This window comes from Rhizobium sp. M10, assembly GCF_002531955.1.
GTDB lineage: Bacteria > Pseudomonadota > Alphaproteobacteria > Rhizobiales > Rhizobiaceae > Rhizobium > Rhizobium etli_C.
Genome location: NZ_NWTA01000006.1, coordinates 83,703 through 100,686 on the forward strand (window position 1 = coordinate 83,703; position 16,984 = coordinate 100,686).

At 61.9% G+C, this 16,984-nt stretch carries 16 protein-coding genes; 10 read left to right on the plus strand and 6 right to left on the minus strand.

Annotated elements, in window-relative coordinates; translation table 11 throughout:
* Positions 1 to 9: 9 nt before the first annotated feature.
* From CO671_RS11840 to CO671_RS11850, 3 genes are all read left to right on the plus strand, one after another.
* Positions 10 to 1,050, plus strand: a complete 1,041-nt coding sequence (locus CO671_RS11840; protein ID WP_097606077.1) for an ABC transporter permease — start codon at positions 10 to 12, stop codon at positions 1,048 to 1,050.
* Between the two features lie 50 nt (positions 1,051 to 1,100).
* Positions 1,101 to 2,198, plus strand: coding sequence for a substrate-binding domain-containing protein (locus tag CO671_RS11845; protein ID WP_097606078.1), 1,098 nt, complete (start codon positions 1,101 to 1,103; stop codon positions 2,196 to 2,198).
* Between the two features lie 92 nt (positions 2,199 to 2,290).
* A complete protein-coding gene (locus tag CO671_RS11850; protein ID WP_097580874.1) occupies positions 2,291 to 2,629 on the plus strand; it encodes a hypothetical protein in 339 nt (112 codons plus the stop codon).
* A 32-nt stretch (positions 2,630 to 2,661) separates the two neighbouring features.
* Here the strand turns inward: CO671_RS11850 and CO671_RS11855 are convergent, their stop codons facing one another.
* Entirely contained in the window at positions 2,662 to 4,371 is a 1,710-nt protein-coding gene (locus CO671_RS11855) for a GGDEF domain-containing protein (RefSeq protein ID WP_245424974.1), read from the minus strand.
* Positions 4,372 to 4,940: 569 nt separating this feature from the next.
* Here CO671_RS11855 and CO671_RS11860 point away from each other — a divergent pair.
* On the plus strand, positions 4,941 to 6,911 hold the full coding sequence (locus CO671_RS11860; RefSeq protein WP_097606079.1) for a methyl-accepting chemotaxis protein: 1,971 nt from the start codon (positions 4,941 to 4,943) through the stop codon (positions 6,909 to 6,911).
* A 68-nt stretch (positions 6,912 to 6,979) separates the two neighbouring features.
* Here the strand turns inward: CO671_RS11860 and mctP are convergent, their stop codons facing one another.
* From mctP to CO671_RS11885, 5 genes are all read right to left on the minus strand, one after another.
* The gene (gene mctP / locus CO671_RS11865) at positions 6,980 to 8,455 is read right to left on the minus strand and encodes a sodium:solute symporter family monocarboxylate transporter (protein WP_097580872.1); all 1,476 of its coding nucleotides are present in this window, start codon (positions 8,453 to 8,455) and stop codon (positions 6,980 to 6,982) included.
* Positions 8,445 to 8,642, minus strand: a complete 198-nt coding sequence (locus CO671_RS11870; protein WP_007539443.1) for a DUF3311 domain-containing protein — start codon at positions 8,640 to 8,642, stop codon at positions 8,445 to 8,447. Before CO671_RS11870 ends, mctP begins: the two co-directional genes overlap by 11 nt.
* A gap of 246 nt (positions 8,643 to 8,888) precedes the next feature.
* The gene (locus CO671_RS11875) at positions 8,889 to 9,560 is read right to left on the minus strand and encodes a response regulator transcription factor (RefSeq protein WP_010028382.1); all 672 of its coding nucleotides are present in this window, start codon (positions 9,558 to 9,560) and stop codon (positions 8,889 to 8,891) included.
* Positions 9,557 to 10,942: a cache domain-containing protein gene (locus CO671_RS11880; RefSeq protein WP_097606080.1), complete on the minus strand. Its 1,386-nt coding sequence runs from the start codon at positions 10,940 to 10,942 to the stop codon at positions 9,557 to 9,559. Before CO671_RS11880 ends, CO671_RS11875 begins: the two co-directional genes overlap by 4 nt.
* A gap of 73 nt (positions 10,943 to 11,015) precedes the next feature.
* A complete protein-coding gene (locus CO671_RS11885) occupies positions 11,016 to 11,480 on the minus strand; it encodes an Lrp/AsnC family transcriptional regulator (RefSeq protein ID WP_097606304.1) in 465 nt (154 codons plus the stop codon).
* A gap of 161 nt (positions 11,481 to 11,641) precedes the next feature.
* Between CO671_RS11885 and CO671_RS11890 the strand changes: the two genes are divergently transcribed.
* The 6 genes from CO671_RS11890 (at position 11,642) to CO671_RS11915 (ending at position 16,971) form a co-directional block, all read left to right on the plus strand.
* Positions 11,642 to 12,421: an ATP-binding cassette domain-containing protein gene (locus CO671_RS11890; protein ID WP_097606081.1), complete on the plus strand. Its 780-nt coding sequence runs from the start codon at positions 11,642 to 11,644 to the stop codon at positions 12,419 to 12,421.
* 48 nt (positions 12,422 to 12,469) lie between these two features.
* Positions 12,470 to 13,243: a transporter substrate-binding domain-containing protein gene (locus CO671_RS11895; protein WP_097606082.1), complete on the plus strand. Its 774-nt coding sequence runs from the start codon at positions 12,470 to 12,472 to the stop codon at positions 13,241 to 13,243.
* A 12-nt stretch (positions 13,244 to 13,255) separates the two neighbouring features.
* Positions 13,256 to 13,981, plus strand: coding sequence for an ABC transporter permease subunit (locus CO671_RS11900; protein WP_097606083.1), 726 nt, complete (start codon positions 13,256 to 13,258; stop codon positions 13,979 to 13,981).
* 15 nt (positions 13,982 to 13,996) lie between these two features.
* Positions 13,997 to 14,686: an ABC transporter permease gene (locus CO671_RS11905; protein ID WP_009983832.1), complete on the plus strand. Its 690-nt coding sequence runs from the start codon at positions 13,997 to 13,999 to the stop codon at positions 14,684 to 14,686.
* Positions 14,687 to 14,763: 77 nt separating this feature from the next.
* Positions 14,764 to 15,672 carry a homocysteine S-methyltransferase family protein gene (locus CO671_RS11910; protein ID WP_097606084.1) on the plus strand — a complete coding sequence of 303 codons (909 nt, stop codon included), beginning with the start codon at positions 14,764 to 14,766 and terminating at the stop codon, positions 15,670 to 15,672.
* 180 nt (positions 15,673 to 15,852) lie between these two features.
* Positions 15,853 to 16,971, plus strand: coding sequence for an ABC transporter substrate-binding protein (locus CO671_RS11915; protein ID WP_097606085.1), 1,119 nt, complete (start codon positions 15,853 to 15,855; stop codon positions 16,969 to 16,971).
* Positions 16,972 to 16,984 lie beyond the last annotated feature (13 nt).

Here is a 16,984-nt window from a genome sequence, read left to right on the forward strand (position 1 = left end):
AGAACAGCCATGCAATCCATTGAATCCACTGCGCTGGAGCCGACCAAGAGCGAAATGGCCGGCCTGTCCACCGGCCAGAAGATCGGACGCCTGATCCCGGTTTACGGGCTGGTGATCCTGACTGTCGGCCTGATCGTGCTCTTCTCGATCCTCTTGCCCGATACCTTCCCGACCGTGCTGAACGTCCGCTCGATCGTCTCCGACAAGGCGATCATCGCGCTGCTGTCGCTCGCCGCGATGATCCCGATGGCGTCGGGGCGCATCGATCTGACCGTTGGCTACGGCATCGTGCTCTGGCACATTCTCGCCATCAGCCTGCAGACGGTCTACGGCCTGCCCTGGCCGGTCGCCGTCGTCATCGTGCTCGCACTCGGCGTTCTCACCGGCTTCATCAACGGTCTGCTGGTCGAGGTCGCCAAGATCGATAGCTTCATCGCCACGCTCGGCACCGGAACGGTGCTCTACGCGCTTGCCCTCTGGCACACCGGCGGCCGACAGGTGGTCGGCGTCCTGCCGGAAGGTTTCTATGCGCTGAACGGCACCATGCTGTTCGGCCTGCCGATCACCGGCTTCTACGTGCTCCTGATCGCGATCTGCATGTGGATCGTGCTCGAATACCTGCCGATCGGCCGCTATCTCTACGCCATCGGCGCCAATCCCAAGGCCGCGGCCCTCAACGGCATTCCGGTCCGCAAATTCGTGATGGGGGCCTTCATCACCTCGGGTCTGCTGGCGGCTCTGACCGGTGTCCTTCTCGCCTCGAAGCTGCGCATCGGCCAGGCGAGCGTCGGCCTCGAATATCTGCTGCCGGCGCTTGTCGGCGCATTCCTCGGATCGACGACGATCAAGCCGGGGCGGGTGAATGTCTGGGGCACCCTGATCGGCGTCATCATCCTGGCGGTCGGCATATCGGGGATTCAGCAATTCGGCGGATCGTTCTTCGTCGAACCGCTGTTCAACGGCGTAACCCTGCTGATTGCCATTGGCATAGCAGGTTACGCCCAGCGCAAGCGCGGAGCTGTGAGGAGGATCACACCCGCATCCAAATGAGGATGCCGGCTCAGCCGGTGTTCCAGAACAAACAAAATGGAGGAGTGAACATGAAGCGCAGGACTTTAATGCAGGCAACGGTCGCAACCGTCGCCCTTCTGCTCAGCGTGCCGGCAATGGCCGATTCCATGGCCGACGCCAAGGCCGTGGTCGACAAGTATGCGTCCAAGGTGAGCGCTTGGGATGGCCCGACGAGCGGCCCGAAGGGTGCGAGCGGCAAGAACATCGTTATTCTTGCCGCCGATATGAAGAACGGCGGCATCCTCGGCGTGGTCAACGGCGTTCAGGAAGCGGCGGGCGCCTTGGGCTGGACGGTGAAGGCGCTTGACGGCGCCGGCTCGATCGGCGGACGGACGGCGGCCTTCGGCCAAGCCATGGCGCTGAAGCCCGACGGCATCATCATCAACGGTTTCGACGCCGTCGAGCAGAAGCCGGCGATGGAAGCGGCCAAGGCGGCCGGCATTCCGATGGTGTCCTGGCACGCCGCCTCGGCGGTCGGCCCGGTTCCCGAGGTCGGGGTATTCGCCAATGTGACCACCGATGCGATGGAAGTCTCGAAGTCCGCGGCGGACTGGGCCTTCGCCGATGCCGGCGGCAAGCCGGGTGTCATCATCTTCACCGACTCGACCTATGCGATCGCGATCGCCAAGGCCGACCGCATGAAGAAGGAGATCGAGGATCTCGGCGGCACCGTGCTGGAATATGTCGACACGCCGATCGCCGAAACCTCCCAACGCATGCCGCAGCTGACGACGTCGCTGCTGCAGAAATACGGCGCCAAGTGGACGCATTCCCTGGCGATCAACGACCTCTATTACGATTTCATGGGACCTTCGCTCGCGTCGGCCGGCATTGCCGGTGACGGCAAGCCGGTGAATGTCGCGGCCGGCGACGGTTCGGAGAGCGCCTATCAGCGTATCCGCGCCAAGCAGTTCCAGGCCGTCACCGTCGCCGAGCCGCTCAACCTGCAGGGCTGGCAGCTGGTCGACGAACTGAACCGCGCTTTCGCCGGCGCCCCATGGTCGGGCTATGTGTCGCCGCTGCACGTGGTAACCAGTGAGAATGTCGAATTCGACGGCGGGCCGAAGAACAGCTTCGATCCCGATAACGGTTACCGCGATCAATATAAGAAAATCTGGGGCAAATAAGCCTTCCCGAGGGCGTATCGACCGATACGCCCTCCCTCCCCTCAGTCACCCGACATCGACCCAGCTCCCTCGAGTTTTGGAAAAGAGAACCTATGATCATTCGTTATGCTTTGTTTGAAGGCGAAATCCATCCCGGCCGGGAAGAGGAATTTCGCGACTTTGTGAGACAGCGGCTTGTCCCTTTGTGGACGAAATTTCCCGGAGCCGAAGAAATCCGCGTGCTGGACGGGGTCGAACGCGACGAAGGCGCGCCGGTCTATGCCATGGCTCTGGCCATTCGCTATCCTCACATGGAGGCCGTGAACGCAGCACTTCTCTCCGACGTGCGGTTTCAGAGCCGGGAGGTCACTGGCGAGCTTCTGAAGCTTTTCACCGGCAAAGTGCATCATCACGTTTTCGCCGCCAACGAATATCCACCGCGCGTCGCCTGACATCAGGCGGAGCAACCGGCGAGCACCAAGCGTTACGCTACCGTCGCCACGCAGCGGTTGCGGCCGGCATTCTTGGCGGCGTAAAGGTTTGCGTCCGCGATATGCAATGCAGCCTCTAGCCTGTCGGTCAAAGACCAATCCGCCAGACCGATGGAGCAGGTGACCTCAAGCTTCGGGGTCACCGCCGACCAGTCATGATCCTGCACCCGCAGGCGCAACCGCTCGGCATCGGCAAAGGCGTCGCCGGCTGCCGTGCCGGGAAGCAGAAGCAGGAATTCCTCGCCGCCCATGCGGATCGCCAGGCTGCCTTCCGGTCCGATATCGCCCAGCAATCCGGCAATCTGACGCAGAACCATGTCGCCCGTCGCATGAGAAAAGATGTCGTTGATGCGTTTGAAGTGGTCGATGTCGAACAGCAGCAACGCCGCATGGGTCACACCGGATTCGGCCCAATCCCTGCATCTGAGCTGCAATTCGCGGCGATTGCCGAGGCCGGTCAGCGGATCGGTGCGCGATGCCAGCACCGCCTCGCGCTGTTCGGCGGCAAGCCGCAGATTTTCCTCCAGCAGGCGCTCACGCTCCAGCCGGGCGCTGTCTTCCTTGCGGCGCATCGTCTCTAGGTCGAGCGCCAGCTTCATCGTATAGGCACGCGCCGAGGCAAGTCGCCGATAATCCTCGATCACCATCTCATGATAGATCTTGTGATAGTCGAAGGCCGCCTTCCAGTCGCCGGCCATTTCGGCAATCCGGAAGCGCATGTCGAAATGACGCAGTTTCATGCGGGGCGTGGCCAGAGCGACTTCCATCGCCTCGATGGCTGCAAGCAGCGACACGGCTTCGCCGAAAGCGCCCTGCCCGGCCAGAAGATAGGCGTACCAGTAGGAAGTTTCCGCCAGCAGCACCTCGTCCTCTGCGACCCGGGAGGCGGTGATGGCGGCGATATAATGGGCGGCCGCCGCGGCATCTTCGCCGCGCGTCCATGCCAGGAGCCCGAGATAGCAATGGCACTCGGCAATCTCATAGGGCAGGTTTTCCGCCTGAGCCTCGGTCAGAATCGACCGCAACTGATCTTCCGTGCGGGCAAGAAGGGTGTTGTCGATCTCCCGCCCTGCCAGGCGATGCTCGCCGAGTGCGCGTGCCGCCATGCGGCTGGCAATCGAGCGGGCAATCAGCACGGAGCCTTTTGCCAGACCGCTCGTCTCCGCATAGCCCAGACTTTCGGCGGCGGCCTCGGTCGCGCGATCGAAGTCCTTCGTGTCAAACAATGCCACCGCATAGGCCGTGCGTGCCCGCCAGTTGGCGAGCGGATCCGTGCAGGACTTGGTGCGCTTCTGGCAATCGGTCAGAAGGGCGAAGCCGGTTTCCAGATCGCCGAGGGCCACCAGCAGGCCGCCATGGATCGACTGCAGGGAAATGATGGCAGCCTGGTCCTGGCAATAGCGGAGCCAAGTTTCGGCGCGAATGCATATTTTCAGGCCCTCAGCCAAGCTCTCCTTGTTGAAATGAATGAGCGCCAGCCGATGCGAGGCGCGCAAGGCTCCGGCAACATCACCTGCCTCGAGCGCGGCTTCATAGGTGGCCTCGCCAACCTCGAGCGCTTCGCCGGTGCGGCATTCCCAATCCAGACGCACGGCACTCTCGAGCAGCACCTGCCAGCGCGCCGTCAGGTTCTCATTCTGCCGTGACTTGGAAGACGCCTGTGGTGCCACCTCTGCCCCATTTTTTCCGAGCGTATCGTCCATCAGAACTTCTAAAAAATTCTCAAAGAGTTTCGCTTAACAAGCGACGAACATCGGCTCGCGCTTCCGCAAATCATTATTCGGGCACCGCTTACGCGAACATTCAGCGGTCTTTTTTGCAACAGACGATATGCGTCTTTTCCATACAGCAACTTCGCATATTCTTCCCTGTGCGAAAATTAGTCCTTTTGCGCAAGAATGCAGATGAAATATCCAAAAAACGTAGCAGAACCATGCCTTCTCGGCGTCGTTTACATTCTCTAAAATATATCACCTTATTTTTAAGCTATCGGAGCGACGTTCCAAGGGAGCGTTACCTGCGCCATGACGGCGGGCCGGGCACCCGAAATCTTGCATGAATTGACGTTGTTCCCGTGACGCAGGCCTCGCATCTCGGACGCGTTGGCGCCGTTCACGGAACAGGCGCGGGCGTCGGCATGCAAGTTTCCGCGGGCGGAGAGCTTCTGCAGGGTGCGATCGGGACAGCGGAATCCACATCTGAACGAGATGCGACAAGCGATCCCGGCGGCCAAGACATCTAGGATAAACCTCCCACACGATGGAGAGCGGTAATGAAGAGCATTCAGAATTTCGGGGTCGCAGTGCGTCTCGCCCTTGGCTTCAGCTTCCTGATCTTGCTGATGGCCGGCCTGAGCATCTATTCGACGGTCAAGGTCGCGGAGATCAACAGCAATCTCGAAACGATCAACGACGTCAATAGCGTCAAGCAGCGGTTCGCCATCAATTTTCGCGGCAGCGTGCACGACCGGGCGATTGCCATTCGCGACGTGACCCTGGTGACCTCCGCCGATGAACGCAAGGCGGCCGAGGCACTGATCGAAAAGCTCGCGGCTTCCTATGCCGAGAACGAAAAGCGCATGGCCGATATGGTCGCATCGCCGGCCGGCGCAACGGACCAGGAGAAGTCCATCCTGAAGGAGATCGCCGACATCCAGGCGAAAACCAATCCCCTGGTCGCCCAGATCATCGCGCTGCAGGAGAAGGGCGACGGCGAGGCTGCCCGCAAGATCCTGCTCGAACAGGCCCGGCCGGACTTCGTTGCCTGGCTCGGCGCCATCAACAAATTCATCGACTACCAGGAAGCACTGAACAAATCGATCGGCGGCGACGTCCGCAGCACGGCGAGCGGCTTCAAGCCGATCGTCCTGACCGCGCTGGGCATCGCGGCGCTCCTTTCCGTCCTGGCGGCGGTCATTACCGCACGCACGATCGTTGGTCCGCTGGCAAAACTGCAGCTTTCGCTGAAAGCGATGGCGGAGGGCAATCTCGATGGCGACCGTCGCCTCGAAGCGCGCGGCGACGAGATCGGCAAGCTTGCCCGCGCCGTGGCGGGATTGCGCGACGCCATTTCGGCAAAGGCGGAGCGGGAAGCCGATGCGGAAGCCAGGCGGGCCGTCGCTGAACGGCATCGGCTCGAACAGGATGCCGACGAACGCCGCACCCTTGCCGAGCAGACGGACCGGGCCGTTGGCCAGCTTGGCAGTGCATTGCAGGCGTTGGCCGATGGCGATCTCACGCAGCAGATCGGCACGCCGTTCATCCCATCCCTGGAAAAACTCAGGGCCGACTTCAATTCCGCCGTCGAAAAGCTCCGCGCCGCCATGCAGAAGGTGGCCGAGAACGCCAGCGCCATTGCGGCCGGCGCACAGGAGATCCGCTCTGCCTCGGACGATCTCGCCAAGCGGACCGAGCAGCAGGCCGCCTCCGTCGAGGAGACCGCCGCTGCCCTGGAAGAGATCACAACCACCGTCGCCGACTCCAGCAGCAGGGCTCAGGAGGCTGGCCAGCTCGTCCGCAAGACGAAGGACAATGCGGAGCGCTCGGGCAGCGTCGTCCGTGACGCGGTCGATGCCATGGGCAAGATCGAATCGTCGGCCACCGAGATCGGCAGCATCATCGGCGTCATCGACGAGATCGCCTTCCAGACCAACCTGCTGGCGCTGAACGCCGGTGTCGAGGCGGCCCGCGCCGGTGAAGCCGGCAAGGGCTTTGCCGTCGTTGCCCAGGAAGTGCGCGAATTGGCGCAGCGTTCCGCCAAGGCGGCAAAGGAAATCAAGGAGCTGATCAACGCGTCGAACGGCCATGTGAAAAACGGCGTCGCCCTGGTTGGCGAAACCGGAAAGGCCCTGCAGGAGATTGCGGTACAGGTGCAGCAGGTCGACGGCAATGTCGGCGCCATCGTCGGCGCCTCGCAGGAGCAGGCGACCGGGCTGAAAGAAATCAATACCGCCGTCAACAGGATGGACCAGGGCACGCAGCAGAACGCCGCCATGGTCGAAGAAGCCACAGCCGCCGCTCACAAACTCGCCAAGGAAGCCGATGCGCTGTTCCAGCTCCTGGGCCAGTTCAACATTGGCGGAGCGGTGACATCGAGGCGCATATCGCAGCCGGCCCCCGCGGCGCAGCATGCTCAGCCCGTGGCTTCGCCGGCTCGCCAGATGGTTGCCAGAGTGAGCAAGTCGTTCCAGGGGAATGCGACCCAGGGGAACGCAGCATTGGCCGGCAATTGGGAAGAGTTTTAAACCGCAGAGGGTTCTGCTGAAAAATAAAGTAGCGAAGGGCAGCGTTTGCTGCCCTTCGTGTTTTTATCTTACGCCCGAGCCGGGACCTTGGCCGGAAGCAGGGCGTTGACCACGACGGCAACGGCGATATTTGCCGCGAGCGCCAGCAGTCCGGTATAGACGGTGAAGGGTTCACCGCCGAGGCTGATCAGGTGCAGCGGCTTCCAGCCGGCGTCCCAGACCAGGTAGGTGCCGCCGCAGAAGCCGACGAACCAGCCGGCAAGCAGCCCGGGTGCACGGAACCAGTTGGTGTAGAGGCCGAAGACCAGGGCCGGGAGCGTCTGCAGGATCCAGATGCCGCCGAGCAGCTGCAGATCGAGGGCGAACTGCGTCGGCAGGAAGATGATGACGAGCAGCGCGCCGACCTTCACCACCAGCGACGTCACCTTCGCGACCTTGGCTTCGCCCGCATCGCTGACCTTGGGGTCGACATAGGCCTTCCAGAAATTGCGGGTGAAGAGATTGGCCGCGCCGATGCTCATCACCGCCGCCGGCACCAGTGCGCCGATCGCGATCGCCGCAAAGGCGAAGCCGGAGAACCAGCCCGAAAACAAGGTCTTGAACAGGGTCGGAACGACATCATTGGCGCTGTCGAGCTTCAGGTTTGCGGCATGGCCCATATAGCCGAGCAGCGCCAGAAGACCGAGCAGCAGCGTATAGGCGGGCAGCATGATCGCATTCTTGCGGATCGTCTTGCCGCTGTTGGAGGCAAAGATGCCGGTCAGCGTATGCGGATACATGAAGGCCGCGAGCGCCGAACCGAGAGCGAGCGTGGCATAGGCGACATACTGATTGCCGCCGAGCAGCAGGTTGCCGGAGCCCTTGGCCTGGAAGGCCGCATCGGCCGAGGCGAAGACATTGGCATAGCCGCCGAGCTTCGACGGGATGAGTGCGACGGCTGCGATCACCACGATATAGATCATGATGTCCTTGACGAAGGCGATCAGCGCCGGGGCGCGCAGGCCCGCCGAATAGGTGTAGAGCGCCAGCACGATGAAGGCGATCGCCAGCGGCAGTTCGCCATGCAGTCCGAGCGCCTTCAAGACCGCCGTCATGCCGACGAGCTGGAGGGCGATGTAAGGCATGGTGGCGATGACGCCTGTTGCCGCGACCGCGAGTTCGAGGCCGCGCGATCCATATTGGCCGTGGACGACGTCGGCGGCCGTCACATAACCGAAATCCTTGGCGCGTTTCCACAGGATCGGCATGACCATGAAGACGAAGGGATAAACGACGATCGTATAGGGTAGCGCGAAGAAGCCGTAGGCGCCGACGGTATAGACCAGCGCCGGGACGGCGATGACGGTATAGGCGGTGTAGAAATCGCCGCCGACGAGGAACCAGGTGATCCAGGTGCCGAAGTTGCGTCCGCCGAGGCCCCATTCATCGATATGGGCGAGCGTCTCGGGCTTGCGCCAGCGGCTGGCGACGAAGCCCATGACGGTGACGAGGGCGAAAAAGAAGATGAAGACGGCGAGCGCCGTGCCGTTGATGTCAGTCGTCATGGCGAACACTCCGATAGGCGATCCAGGTCAGCGTCGCGGTGATTGGCACCCAGAGAAGCTGATACCAGTAGAAGAAGGGAAAGCCGAAAAGCGACGGCTCGCGGAGATTGTAAAATGGCGGCCAGAGCAGACCTATGTACGGAATGATCAGCAGCCAGAGCGCTGCCTTGCTACGTGGTTTTTCCATGTCGGAGTACCTTTCAGGCGCCGCGGGGCGGTCGCCATGTTCCAGTTGTCGGCGTGGAAGGCAGGTCTGTCAGCCGGCGGCGGCAGCAGACCCCGTTCGGGTCGCTCGAGCTTTTCCGGCCAATCGGAAGCTGATGTAACGCATGTGAATTCCTCCCAACGGCTTGGCGCTTGGCAAGCCGCGAATGGAGTCCTAGGGCGTCGGTTTTATCCCCACAAGATGGGCACAGAGCCGAAATACCGGGCTCTACCCAGAAGTGGGTAGGCGCGAATTCGCGTCGATTTTCGAGGCGATGCCATGGTCGAGTGCATAGCGTATGAGGCCCGCGGTGGTGGCAATGCCAAGTTTCTTCTTGAGGTTCTTGCGATGGGTTTCCGCCGTGGCAGAGCTTATCCCGAGCACTTCGGCGATCTCGCGGTTGCTCCGGCCGGCAACGATCAGCCCGAGCGTGTCGCGTTCGCGCGGCGTCAAGGGGTCGCTCCCCTCCTCCACCCGTTCCCCCATCAGCGCGTCGAAGACGCCGGAGGAGAAATAGGTGCCGCCATCCGCGACCGTTTCGATCGCCGCGACGATCTCCTCGGTGGAGACGTCTTTCAGAACATAACCGGCGGCGCCGCGCATGACTGAAGAGGAGATATACTCGCGACTGTCATGCATGGAGAGCATCACCACGCGGGTCTGCGGAAGTTCGTTCCTGAACAGTTCGATCGCGTCGATGCCGCTGAGCTTCGGCATGTTGATGTCCATCAGCACCACCTGCGGCTGGAGCTGCCGGGCGATATCGAGCCCGGTCTGCGCGAGGCCGGCGGTGCCGGCGACCTCGATATGATCGAATGTTTCGAGCACGGCTTTCAGCCCGTCCAGCACCAGCGGATGGTTGTCGATCAGGAGCACCCTGATTTTCGGGCGTTCCGTCATGCGGCTTCCGCCTGCTTGCCGGCGGGCAGATTGGCCGATCTCGGCATCATTGCCGTCAGCGTCGTGCCGGCCTCGCTGCTGTTGATGAGCAGCAGGCCGCGGAAGTGCGCCATCCGCTCCTGCATGTTGCGCAGGCCGAGGCCCGAGCCGCCGGAGGCGCCATCCCTGGCGCCGTCGAAGCCGGTGCCGTTGTCGGAGATGGTCATGCGGGCGCGGCCGCCGTCGCTCCAGAGCTTGACCGAGAGCTTCGAGGCGCCCGAATGCCGCTCGACATTGTTGAAGGCCTCCTGAGCGACGCGATAAAGGGCGGTGCTGGCTTCCGCCTTCAGCGTGCCGGCGAAGCCCGAGGCGTCGATCTTCGTCTCGATCCCCGTCCGTTCGGCAAAGTGATGACAGAGCGCCTCCAGCGCAGCCGTCAGGCCGAGATCGTCGAGCACGCGCGGGCGCAGATCATGCGAGAGCAGCCGGATTTCCTTGATGGCGCCGTTCAGCGCCTCGACGCCGCGATCGATGGTCAGCGACGCCTCGTCGACATTGGTCCGGACCTTGCGGCCGGCGAGATCCATCGCATAACGTACGCCGAGAAGGGTCTGGGAGATGCCGTCATGCAGCTCGCGCGCCAGCCGTGTACGCTCTTCTTCCTGGGTGTCGATCACCCGCTGCGTCAGCTCCTTGAGTCGGCTGTCGGCCATGCGGCGCTCGTGGAAGGTCAGCAGCATGCAGGTGGTGAAAACAACGAGCACCGACGGCACGGCGATCAGCGCGACGATCACGAAGGTTCGCTTGATATTGGCGCGCATCACCTTGTTGGCGGCGGCACTCTGGGCGAAGACGTCGTCCAGGTAGACGCCGGTGCCGACGACCCAGTGCCATTTGTCGAGGCTGACGACGAAGGAGAGCTTGTCGGCGATCTGTCCGGTCGAAGGTTTCTGCCATTTGTACTGGTGAAGGCCGCCGCCCGCCTTTGCCGTGGCGATCAGCTCGGCAATCACCTTGTCGCCATCGGGATCGGTCAGGTCGAGCCAATTTTGCCCATGCCGAAAGCTCTGGCGCGGATGGACGATATTGTTGCCGTCATAATCATAGACGAAGAAATAGCCATCCTTGCCGTAGTCGAGCGAAGTCAGGATTGCCGCCACCTGCTGCTTGGCGGCTTCGTCGTCGGCCCCGGCCTTCTCGTAGATCGTCTGGATGGCGGAGAGGGCAAGATTGGTCAGATTGAGGATCTCGGCTTCCTTGGTCTTCAGCATGTTCTGCTCGAACGTATCGATGCTGTTCTTGGCGAGGTTTGCCGATTGCCAGGTGATGAAGGCGGTGATCGCAAGGATTGAGATGACGAGCGGGACGATCGCCAATGCGATGATCTGGTGTCGTAACGTCAAGGATCGTTCCTCCCGAAATTTGCGCCCGGAATTATGCCCTTTGCCGAAGGCGAGTCCAGCGGCTTGTCCGGAGCTATTCGAGCGGCACGAACAGGCCGAGCTTGACGTCGCGCAGCACGACATTGGTGTGCATGCGGCGGATCTGCGGATTGTCAGCCATGATCAGGGCGGCGATGTCGTCATAATGCTCGACGTCGCGGGCGGTGACGATCGCGATCAGGTCGACTGCGCCGGTGACGTAATAGACCTGCTGGATATGATCCTGCTTCTCGGCCCAGACGCGGAACTTCGCCAACGCGTCGTAATTGTCCCGCTCGATTTCCATGCCGACGATGAACACCATCGATGTTCCTGTCGCCTTCCGATCGACGATGGCGACCTCGGCCTTGATGATCCCCTCTTCGCGCAGCCGTTTCAATCGCCGCTGCACGGCCGAGACCGACAGCCCGATCCGTTCGGCAATCGTTTCGGCCTTCAGCTGGCAGTCGCGCTGAACGATATCGAGAATGTCACGGTCAAAACGATCCAGCTGTTCCATTGTCCAGTCCAATTCCATTATGGCATTTCATAGTTTCTGCCGCATTCGATGCGTGAGGAAGATTATTTTGCACAAAATATGCAAAAGAGGTGATAATTGCGCGAAAAAGCCGCGTTATTTTATCATTATCCTTTGCAAACTCAGTTCAGCCGGACCCATGCATGTCGGATCAGCCCTTTCCTGCTCTTCGCGTCGAAGATCTCCATAAAAGCTTCGGCTCGCAACAGGTTCTCAAGGGTATCTCGACCGAGGCCCACAAGTCCGACGTGATTTCGATCATCGGCTCGTCGGGCTCCGGCAAGAGCACCTTCCTTCGATGCATCAATTTCCTGGAAGCGCCGGATCGCGGCCGCATCGCCGTCAACGGCGAGGACGTCGCGCTGAAAGTCGGCCGCGGCGGGCGGCTGCAGCCGCAGAGCTGGCGGCAGATCGAGAGGCTGCGGACCGGGCTCGGCATGGTCTTTCAGAGCTTCAATCTCTGGGCTCATCGCACCGTGCTGGAAAATGTCATCGAGGCGCCGGTGCATGTCATGGGCATGTCAAAGCGCGAGGCGATCGAAAAGGCGGAAGCCCTGCTCCACAAGGTCGGGCTGTTCGACAAGCGCGACGCCTATCCCGCTTTCCTGTCCGGCGGTCAGCAGCAGCGCGCAGCGATTGCGCGGGCGCTCTGCGTCGATCCCGCCGTCATGCTGTTCGACGAGCCGACATCGGCGCTCGATCCGGAGCTGGTCGGCGAGGTGTTGAAGGTCATCCGCGATCTCGCCGAGGAAGGCCGGACCATGCTGATCGTCACGCATGAAATGCGCTTCGCCCGGGATGTCTCGAGCCGCGTCCTCTTCCTGCATCAGGGACGGATCGAGGAGGAAGGGCCGCCTGAACAGGTTTTCGGGGCGCCGGCCAGCGCCCGTTGCCGGGAATTCACCCGCCTCAGCGCCCATTGATCCACACCAGCCATCATCGACAACACACGAACCAGGAGAATCCTGCGAATGAAACTGCTCCCCACGCTTTTTGCCGGCGCGGCACTTGCGCTTTCCGCGATCGCCGCGCAGGCTGAAGTCCGCTTCGGCGTCATGAACGAATCCTATCCGCCCTTCTTCGCCAAGGACGCCTCGGGTCAGTGGCACGGATGGGAAATCGACCTGATGAACGCCGTCTGCGCGGAGATGAAGGAGAAGTGCGCGATCGTCGACATTTCCTGGGATGGTCTCATTCCGGCTCTTGAGAGCAAGAAGTTCGATGTGATCTGGTCGTCGATGTCGAATACGGCGGAACGCTCGAAGGTGATCGACTTCACCGACAAGTACTACAACACGCCGAGCACTTTGATCGGTCCCAAGGACCAGAAGGCGGGCGCCACGGCCGACGACGTGAAGGGCAAGACGATCGGCATTCAGGTGTCGACGATTCAGTCTGAATATTACAAGAAATACTTCGCCGAGGCTGCCGACGAAAAGACCTATCAGACGCTCGACGAGGCGTTCCAGGATCTCGCCTCCGGCCGTATCGACTACGTCTTCGGCGATTCGCTGGCGCTCGACGCTTTCCTGAAAAGCGACGGCGGCAAGGATTGCTGCGCCAAGATGGGAGATGTCGCCGACGACAAGGAAATTCTCGGAGCCGGCGTTTCGGGCGGTTTGCGCAAGGAAGATACGGAGCTGAAAGCCAAGCTGAATGCGGCGATCGCTGCGGTTCGCGCCAACGGCCAGTATGACGCCATCACCAAGAAATACTTCGACTTCGACATCTACGGCGCGAAGTAAGCAGTCTCGGCGATGGCGACCGCGCAACAAGGCATTCTGGACCTGCTGTCTCCCTATCCTCCGGGATGGGGCGGCGTTCTCTTGACAGGTGCAGTCTCCACGGTTGCCATTTCGGCTTGCGCCTTCGCCATCGGCCTGCTGCTCGGCACCGGCGGCGCGCTCGGAAAGCTTTCCGGCAATCGCCTGCTCCGCCTGCTGCTCGATCTCTACACCACTGTCATCCGCGCGGTTCCCGAGCTGATCCTGATCGTCGGGCTCTATTATGCGGGCACCGACGGCCTCAACCGGCTGCTGGCGGCATTGGAGCTGCCGCCGGTCAATGTGAACGGCTTCGTCGCCGCCGTCGCCGTGCTCGGCTTCGTGCAGGGCGCCTATATGACGGAGGTGCTGCGCGGCGCAATCCTCGCCATTCCCGCCGGCCAGATCGAAGCCGCCAAGGCCTTCGGCATGCGACCGATGCTGCGGTTCCGCCGCGTCCTGCTGCCGGCGCTTTTGCCGAACGCGCTGCCGGGTCTTGCCAATCTGTGGATGTCGATCACCAAGGACAGCGCGCTGGTCGCGGTCGTCGGCTACCAGGAACTGGCGCTCGCCACCCGCCTCGCCGGGGCGAGCACCAAACACTACTTCGTGTTTTTCCTCGCGTCCGCCCTTCTCTATCTCGCCATCACGCTCGTTTCCAACCTCGCTTTCAAGCTGATCGAGGGGCGGGTGCGGCGGGGACAGCCGCGCCTTGCCTGAAGAAAGCCGCGCCCCATGAGTTTCACCTGGATCTCGTCCTACTGGCCGCTGCTTCTGACCGGCGCCTGGCAGACGGTGTCGCTGCTGGTCATCTCGGTGACGTTCGGCTTCATCATCGCCATCGGTCTCGCCTTCGCGCAGGTCAGCGGCGGCAGGCTGACGCGGCTGCTTGCCCGCGGCTACTGCACCTTCTTTCGCGGCACACCGCTGCTGATCCAGCTGTGGCTTCTCTATTACGGTGTCGGCTCGCTGCTGCCGATGGTTCCCGGCATCCGCCAGAGCCTGTTCTGGCCGATCCTGCGCGAAGGCTTCTTCTTCGCCGCCGTCAGCTTCACGCTGAACTATGCGGCCTATGAGGCAGAGGTTTTGCGCGGCGCCCTGCTTGCCGTTCCCAAGGGCGAGCTCGAAGCCGGCCGGGCCTTCGGCCTGTCGCCCTGGAAGCTGACCCGCCGTATCTGGCTGCCGCGCGCCATCCGCATCGCCCTGCCGACGATTGCCGGTGAGATCGTCATGCAGCTGAAGGCGACGCCGCTCGCCTTCACGGTGACGGTGATGGATCTCTATGCCGTGGCCAACAAGGTTCGCCAGGACACGCTGCTGGTCTATGAGCCGCTGCTTGTCGTCACCCTTTTCTATCTCGCCCTGACCGCCGTCATCGCCCGCGTCTTTCGAGGTCTCGAAGCGCAAGTGCCGGTCCGGCGTTAGGCGGACGGACGTTTCTCACTTTGTCTTTAAAAGCCCGCCGCCGGTAACGGCGCGACAGCCTGAATGGAGATCTCTTCATGAGCACCACACGAATTCTCGATGGCGGTATGAGCCGCGAATTGCTGCGGCTCGGCGCCGAATTGAAGCAGCCGGAATGGTCGGCGCTGGCGCTGATCAATTCGCCGGATATCGTCCGCGAGGTGCATAAGGAGTTCATCGATGCCGGCTCTGAGATCATCACGACGAACAGCTATGCGCTGGTGCCCTTCCATATCGGCGAAGACCGATTCCAGACGGAGGGGGCGGCGCTGATCCGTCTTGCCGGTCGCTTAGCACGCGAGGCGGCCGATTCCGTCACCGGTCGCAAGGTGCTGGTCGCCGGTTCGCTGCCGCCGATCTTCGGCTCCTACGAGCCGCAGAATTTTCGGCCTGAACGGGTGCAGAATTATCTCAAGGTGCTGGTCGAAAACCTCGACCCCTTCGTCGACATATGGCTCGGCGAGACCCTGAGCCTGATCGCCGAGGGCGAGGCCGTCCGCAAGGCGGTGGCGGCATCGGGCAAGCCGTTCTGGATCTCGTTCACATTGGCGGATGACGAGGCGGACATCGAAAGCGGTGAGCCGAAGCTCCGCTCCCGTGAAAGCGTCGAGGAGGCGGCCTCCTGGGCGGTTTCGTCAGGTGCCGAAGCCTTCCTGTTCAATTGCAGCAAGCCTGAAGTCATGCGAGGCGCCGTCGAGACGGCGGCGCGCGTGTTCCGCAAGGCGGAGGCTCGGATCGAAATCGGCGTCTATGCCAACGCCTTCGAAGGGGAACAGGGCGCATCGGCCGCCAATGAAGGCCTGCACGACACCCGCGACGATCTGAACGACGACGCCTATTCGCGTTTTGCCTGCTCCTGGGCCGAGGCCGGCGCGACGATCATCGGCGGCTGCTGCGGCATCGGTGCCGCTCATATCCATCGTCTCGGCAAGGTGCTTTTGCGCTGAAACGTCAGGCGGCGGCGGTCAGTATGACGTCGCCGCCGCGTGCCGATCGGGATGATGCGCACCGATATTTTCCAGTTCCGGAACTTATGTTTTTCCTGGTGAGGGCCGGTCGATAAATAACTTGATTTATTTCATCACCTTTAATAACTCGACCTCGTATTTAACTGATGGAAGGTCATCATGAATTTTAGATCCGCAACCGGCTGGCTGGCTGCCTCGTTTGTTTCAATTTCCGCAGTTTTCTTCGCCCCCTCTGCCATGGCGGAGCAGAAGACGATCACTGATGTGATCGGCCGTGAAGTGAAGGTCGATCTTCCGGCCAAGCGCGTCGTTCTCGGCTTCTATTTCGAGGACTACATGGCCGTCGGCGGCGAGAAAGCCTATGACTCCGTCGTCGGGATTTCCCGCGAGGCATGGGAGGGCTGGGTTCCCGCCAACTGGAAGATGCACCTTGCCCACCGCCCTTCGCTCGGTGATATCGCCGATGTCGGCGAAGTGGAAGCGCAGACCTTTTCCATCGAGAAAGTGCTGAGCCTCAATCCCGACCTGGTCATCCTTGCCGACTGGCAGTACCAGGCACTCGGTCAGGACGCCCATCGCTTGGAACAGCAAGGCATTCCTGTTGTCGTGGTCGACTATAACGCCCAGACGATCGAGCGCCATGTCGCCTCGACCGTGCTGTTCGGTAAACTGACCGGCCAGGATGTCCGCGGCAAGGAGATCGCCGATTTCTACGCCGGCGCGCTGAAGGACATCGCGGCCCGTGTCGCCGCATCGGGCAAGCCGAAGCCGAAGGTCTATGTCGAATTCGGCAATAAGGGGCCGGCGGAATATTCCTTCACCTATGGCAAGAACATGTGGGGCGCCATGTCCACCGCAGCCGGCGGGGACAACATCGCCGCGCCCTTCGTCGAATGGTGGGGGCCGATCAATCCGGAGCAGGTCCTGGCGTCCAAACCCGATGCGATCTTCATTTCCGGCCGCGAGAACAACAAGAGCGAGACCGCCCTGCCGATGGGACAGGGCGTGAAGGCCGACGAGGCTCGCGCCAAGCTCAAGGCTTTCGAAACCCGGCAGGGCTGGAGCGAATTGCCCGCCGTCAAGGACGGCCGGCTCTTCGGCGTTTATCAGGGCGCCTCCCGCACGCTCTCGGATTTTGCGATGGTGCAGTATATCGCCAAGCAGCTCTATCCGGAGCAGTTCAAAGACGTCGACCCGGTTGCCGACTATCTCGGCTATTACAAGAAGTATCTGCCGGTGGCTCCGGAAGGCACCTTCGCCATCGCCGTCAAGGGTTGATCCTGGCCGGCCA

Coding starts and splice junctions, on each gene's coding strand:
- CO671_RS11840 (WP_097606077.1), top strand. CDS start 10: ATGCAATCCATTGAATCCACTGCGCTGGAGCCGACCAAGAGCGAAATG.
- CO671_RS11845 (WP_097606078.1), top strand. CDS start 1,101: ATGAAGCGCAGGACTTTAATGCAGGCAACGGTCGCAACCGTCGCCCTT.
- CO671_RS11850 (WP_097580874.1), top strand. CDS start 2,291: ATGATCATTCGTTATGCTTTGTTTGAAGGCGAAATCCATCCCGGCCGG.
- CO671_RS11855 (WP_245424974.1), bottom strand. CDS start 4,371: ATGGACGATACGCTCGGAAAAAATGGGGCAGAGGTGGCACCACAGGCG.
- CO671_RS11860 (WP_097606079.1), top strand. CDS start 4,941: ATGAAGAGCATTCAGAATTTCGGGGTCGCAGTGCGTCTCGCCCTTGGC.
- mctP (WP_097580872.1), bottom strand. CDS start 8,455: ATGACGACTGACATCAACGGCACGGCGCTCGCCGTCTTCATCTTCTTT.
- CO671_RS11870 (WP_007539443.1), bottom strand. CDS start 8,642: ATGGAAAAACCACGTAGCAAGGCAGCGCTCTGGCTGCTGATCATTCCG.
- CO671_RS11875 (WP_010028382.1), bottom strand. CDS start 9,560: ATGACGGAACGCCCGAAAATCAGGGTGCTCCTGATCGACAACCATCCG.
- CO671_RS11885 (WP_097606304.1), bottom strand. CDS start 11,480: ATGGAACAGCTGGATCGTTTTGACCGTGACATTCTCGATATCGTTCAG.
- CO671_RS11890 (WP_097606081.1), top strand. CDS start 11,642: ATGTCGGATCAGCCCTTTCCTGCTCTTCGCGTCGAAGATCTCCATAAA.
- CO671_RS11895 (WP_097606082.1), top strand. CDS start 12,470: ATGAAACTGCTCCCCACGCTTTTTGCCGGCGCGGCACTTGCGCTTTCC.
- CO671_RS11900 (WP_097606083.1), top strand. CDS start 13,256: ATGGCGACCGCGCAACAAGGCATTCTGGACCTGCTGTCTCCCTATCCT.
- CO671_RS11905 (WP_009983832.1), top strand. CDS start 13,997: ATGAGTTTCACCTGGATCTCGTCCTACTGGCCGCTGCTTCTGACCGGC.
- CO671_RS11910 (WP_097606084.1), top strand. CDS start 14,764: ATGAGCACCACACGAATTCTCGATGGCGGTATGAGCCGCGAATTGCTG.
- CO671_RS11915 (WP_097606085.1), top strand. CDS start 15,853: ATGAATTTTAGATCCGCAACCGGCTGGCTGGCTGCCTCGTTTGTTTCA.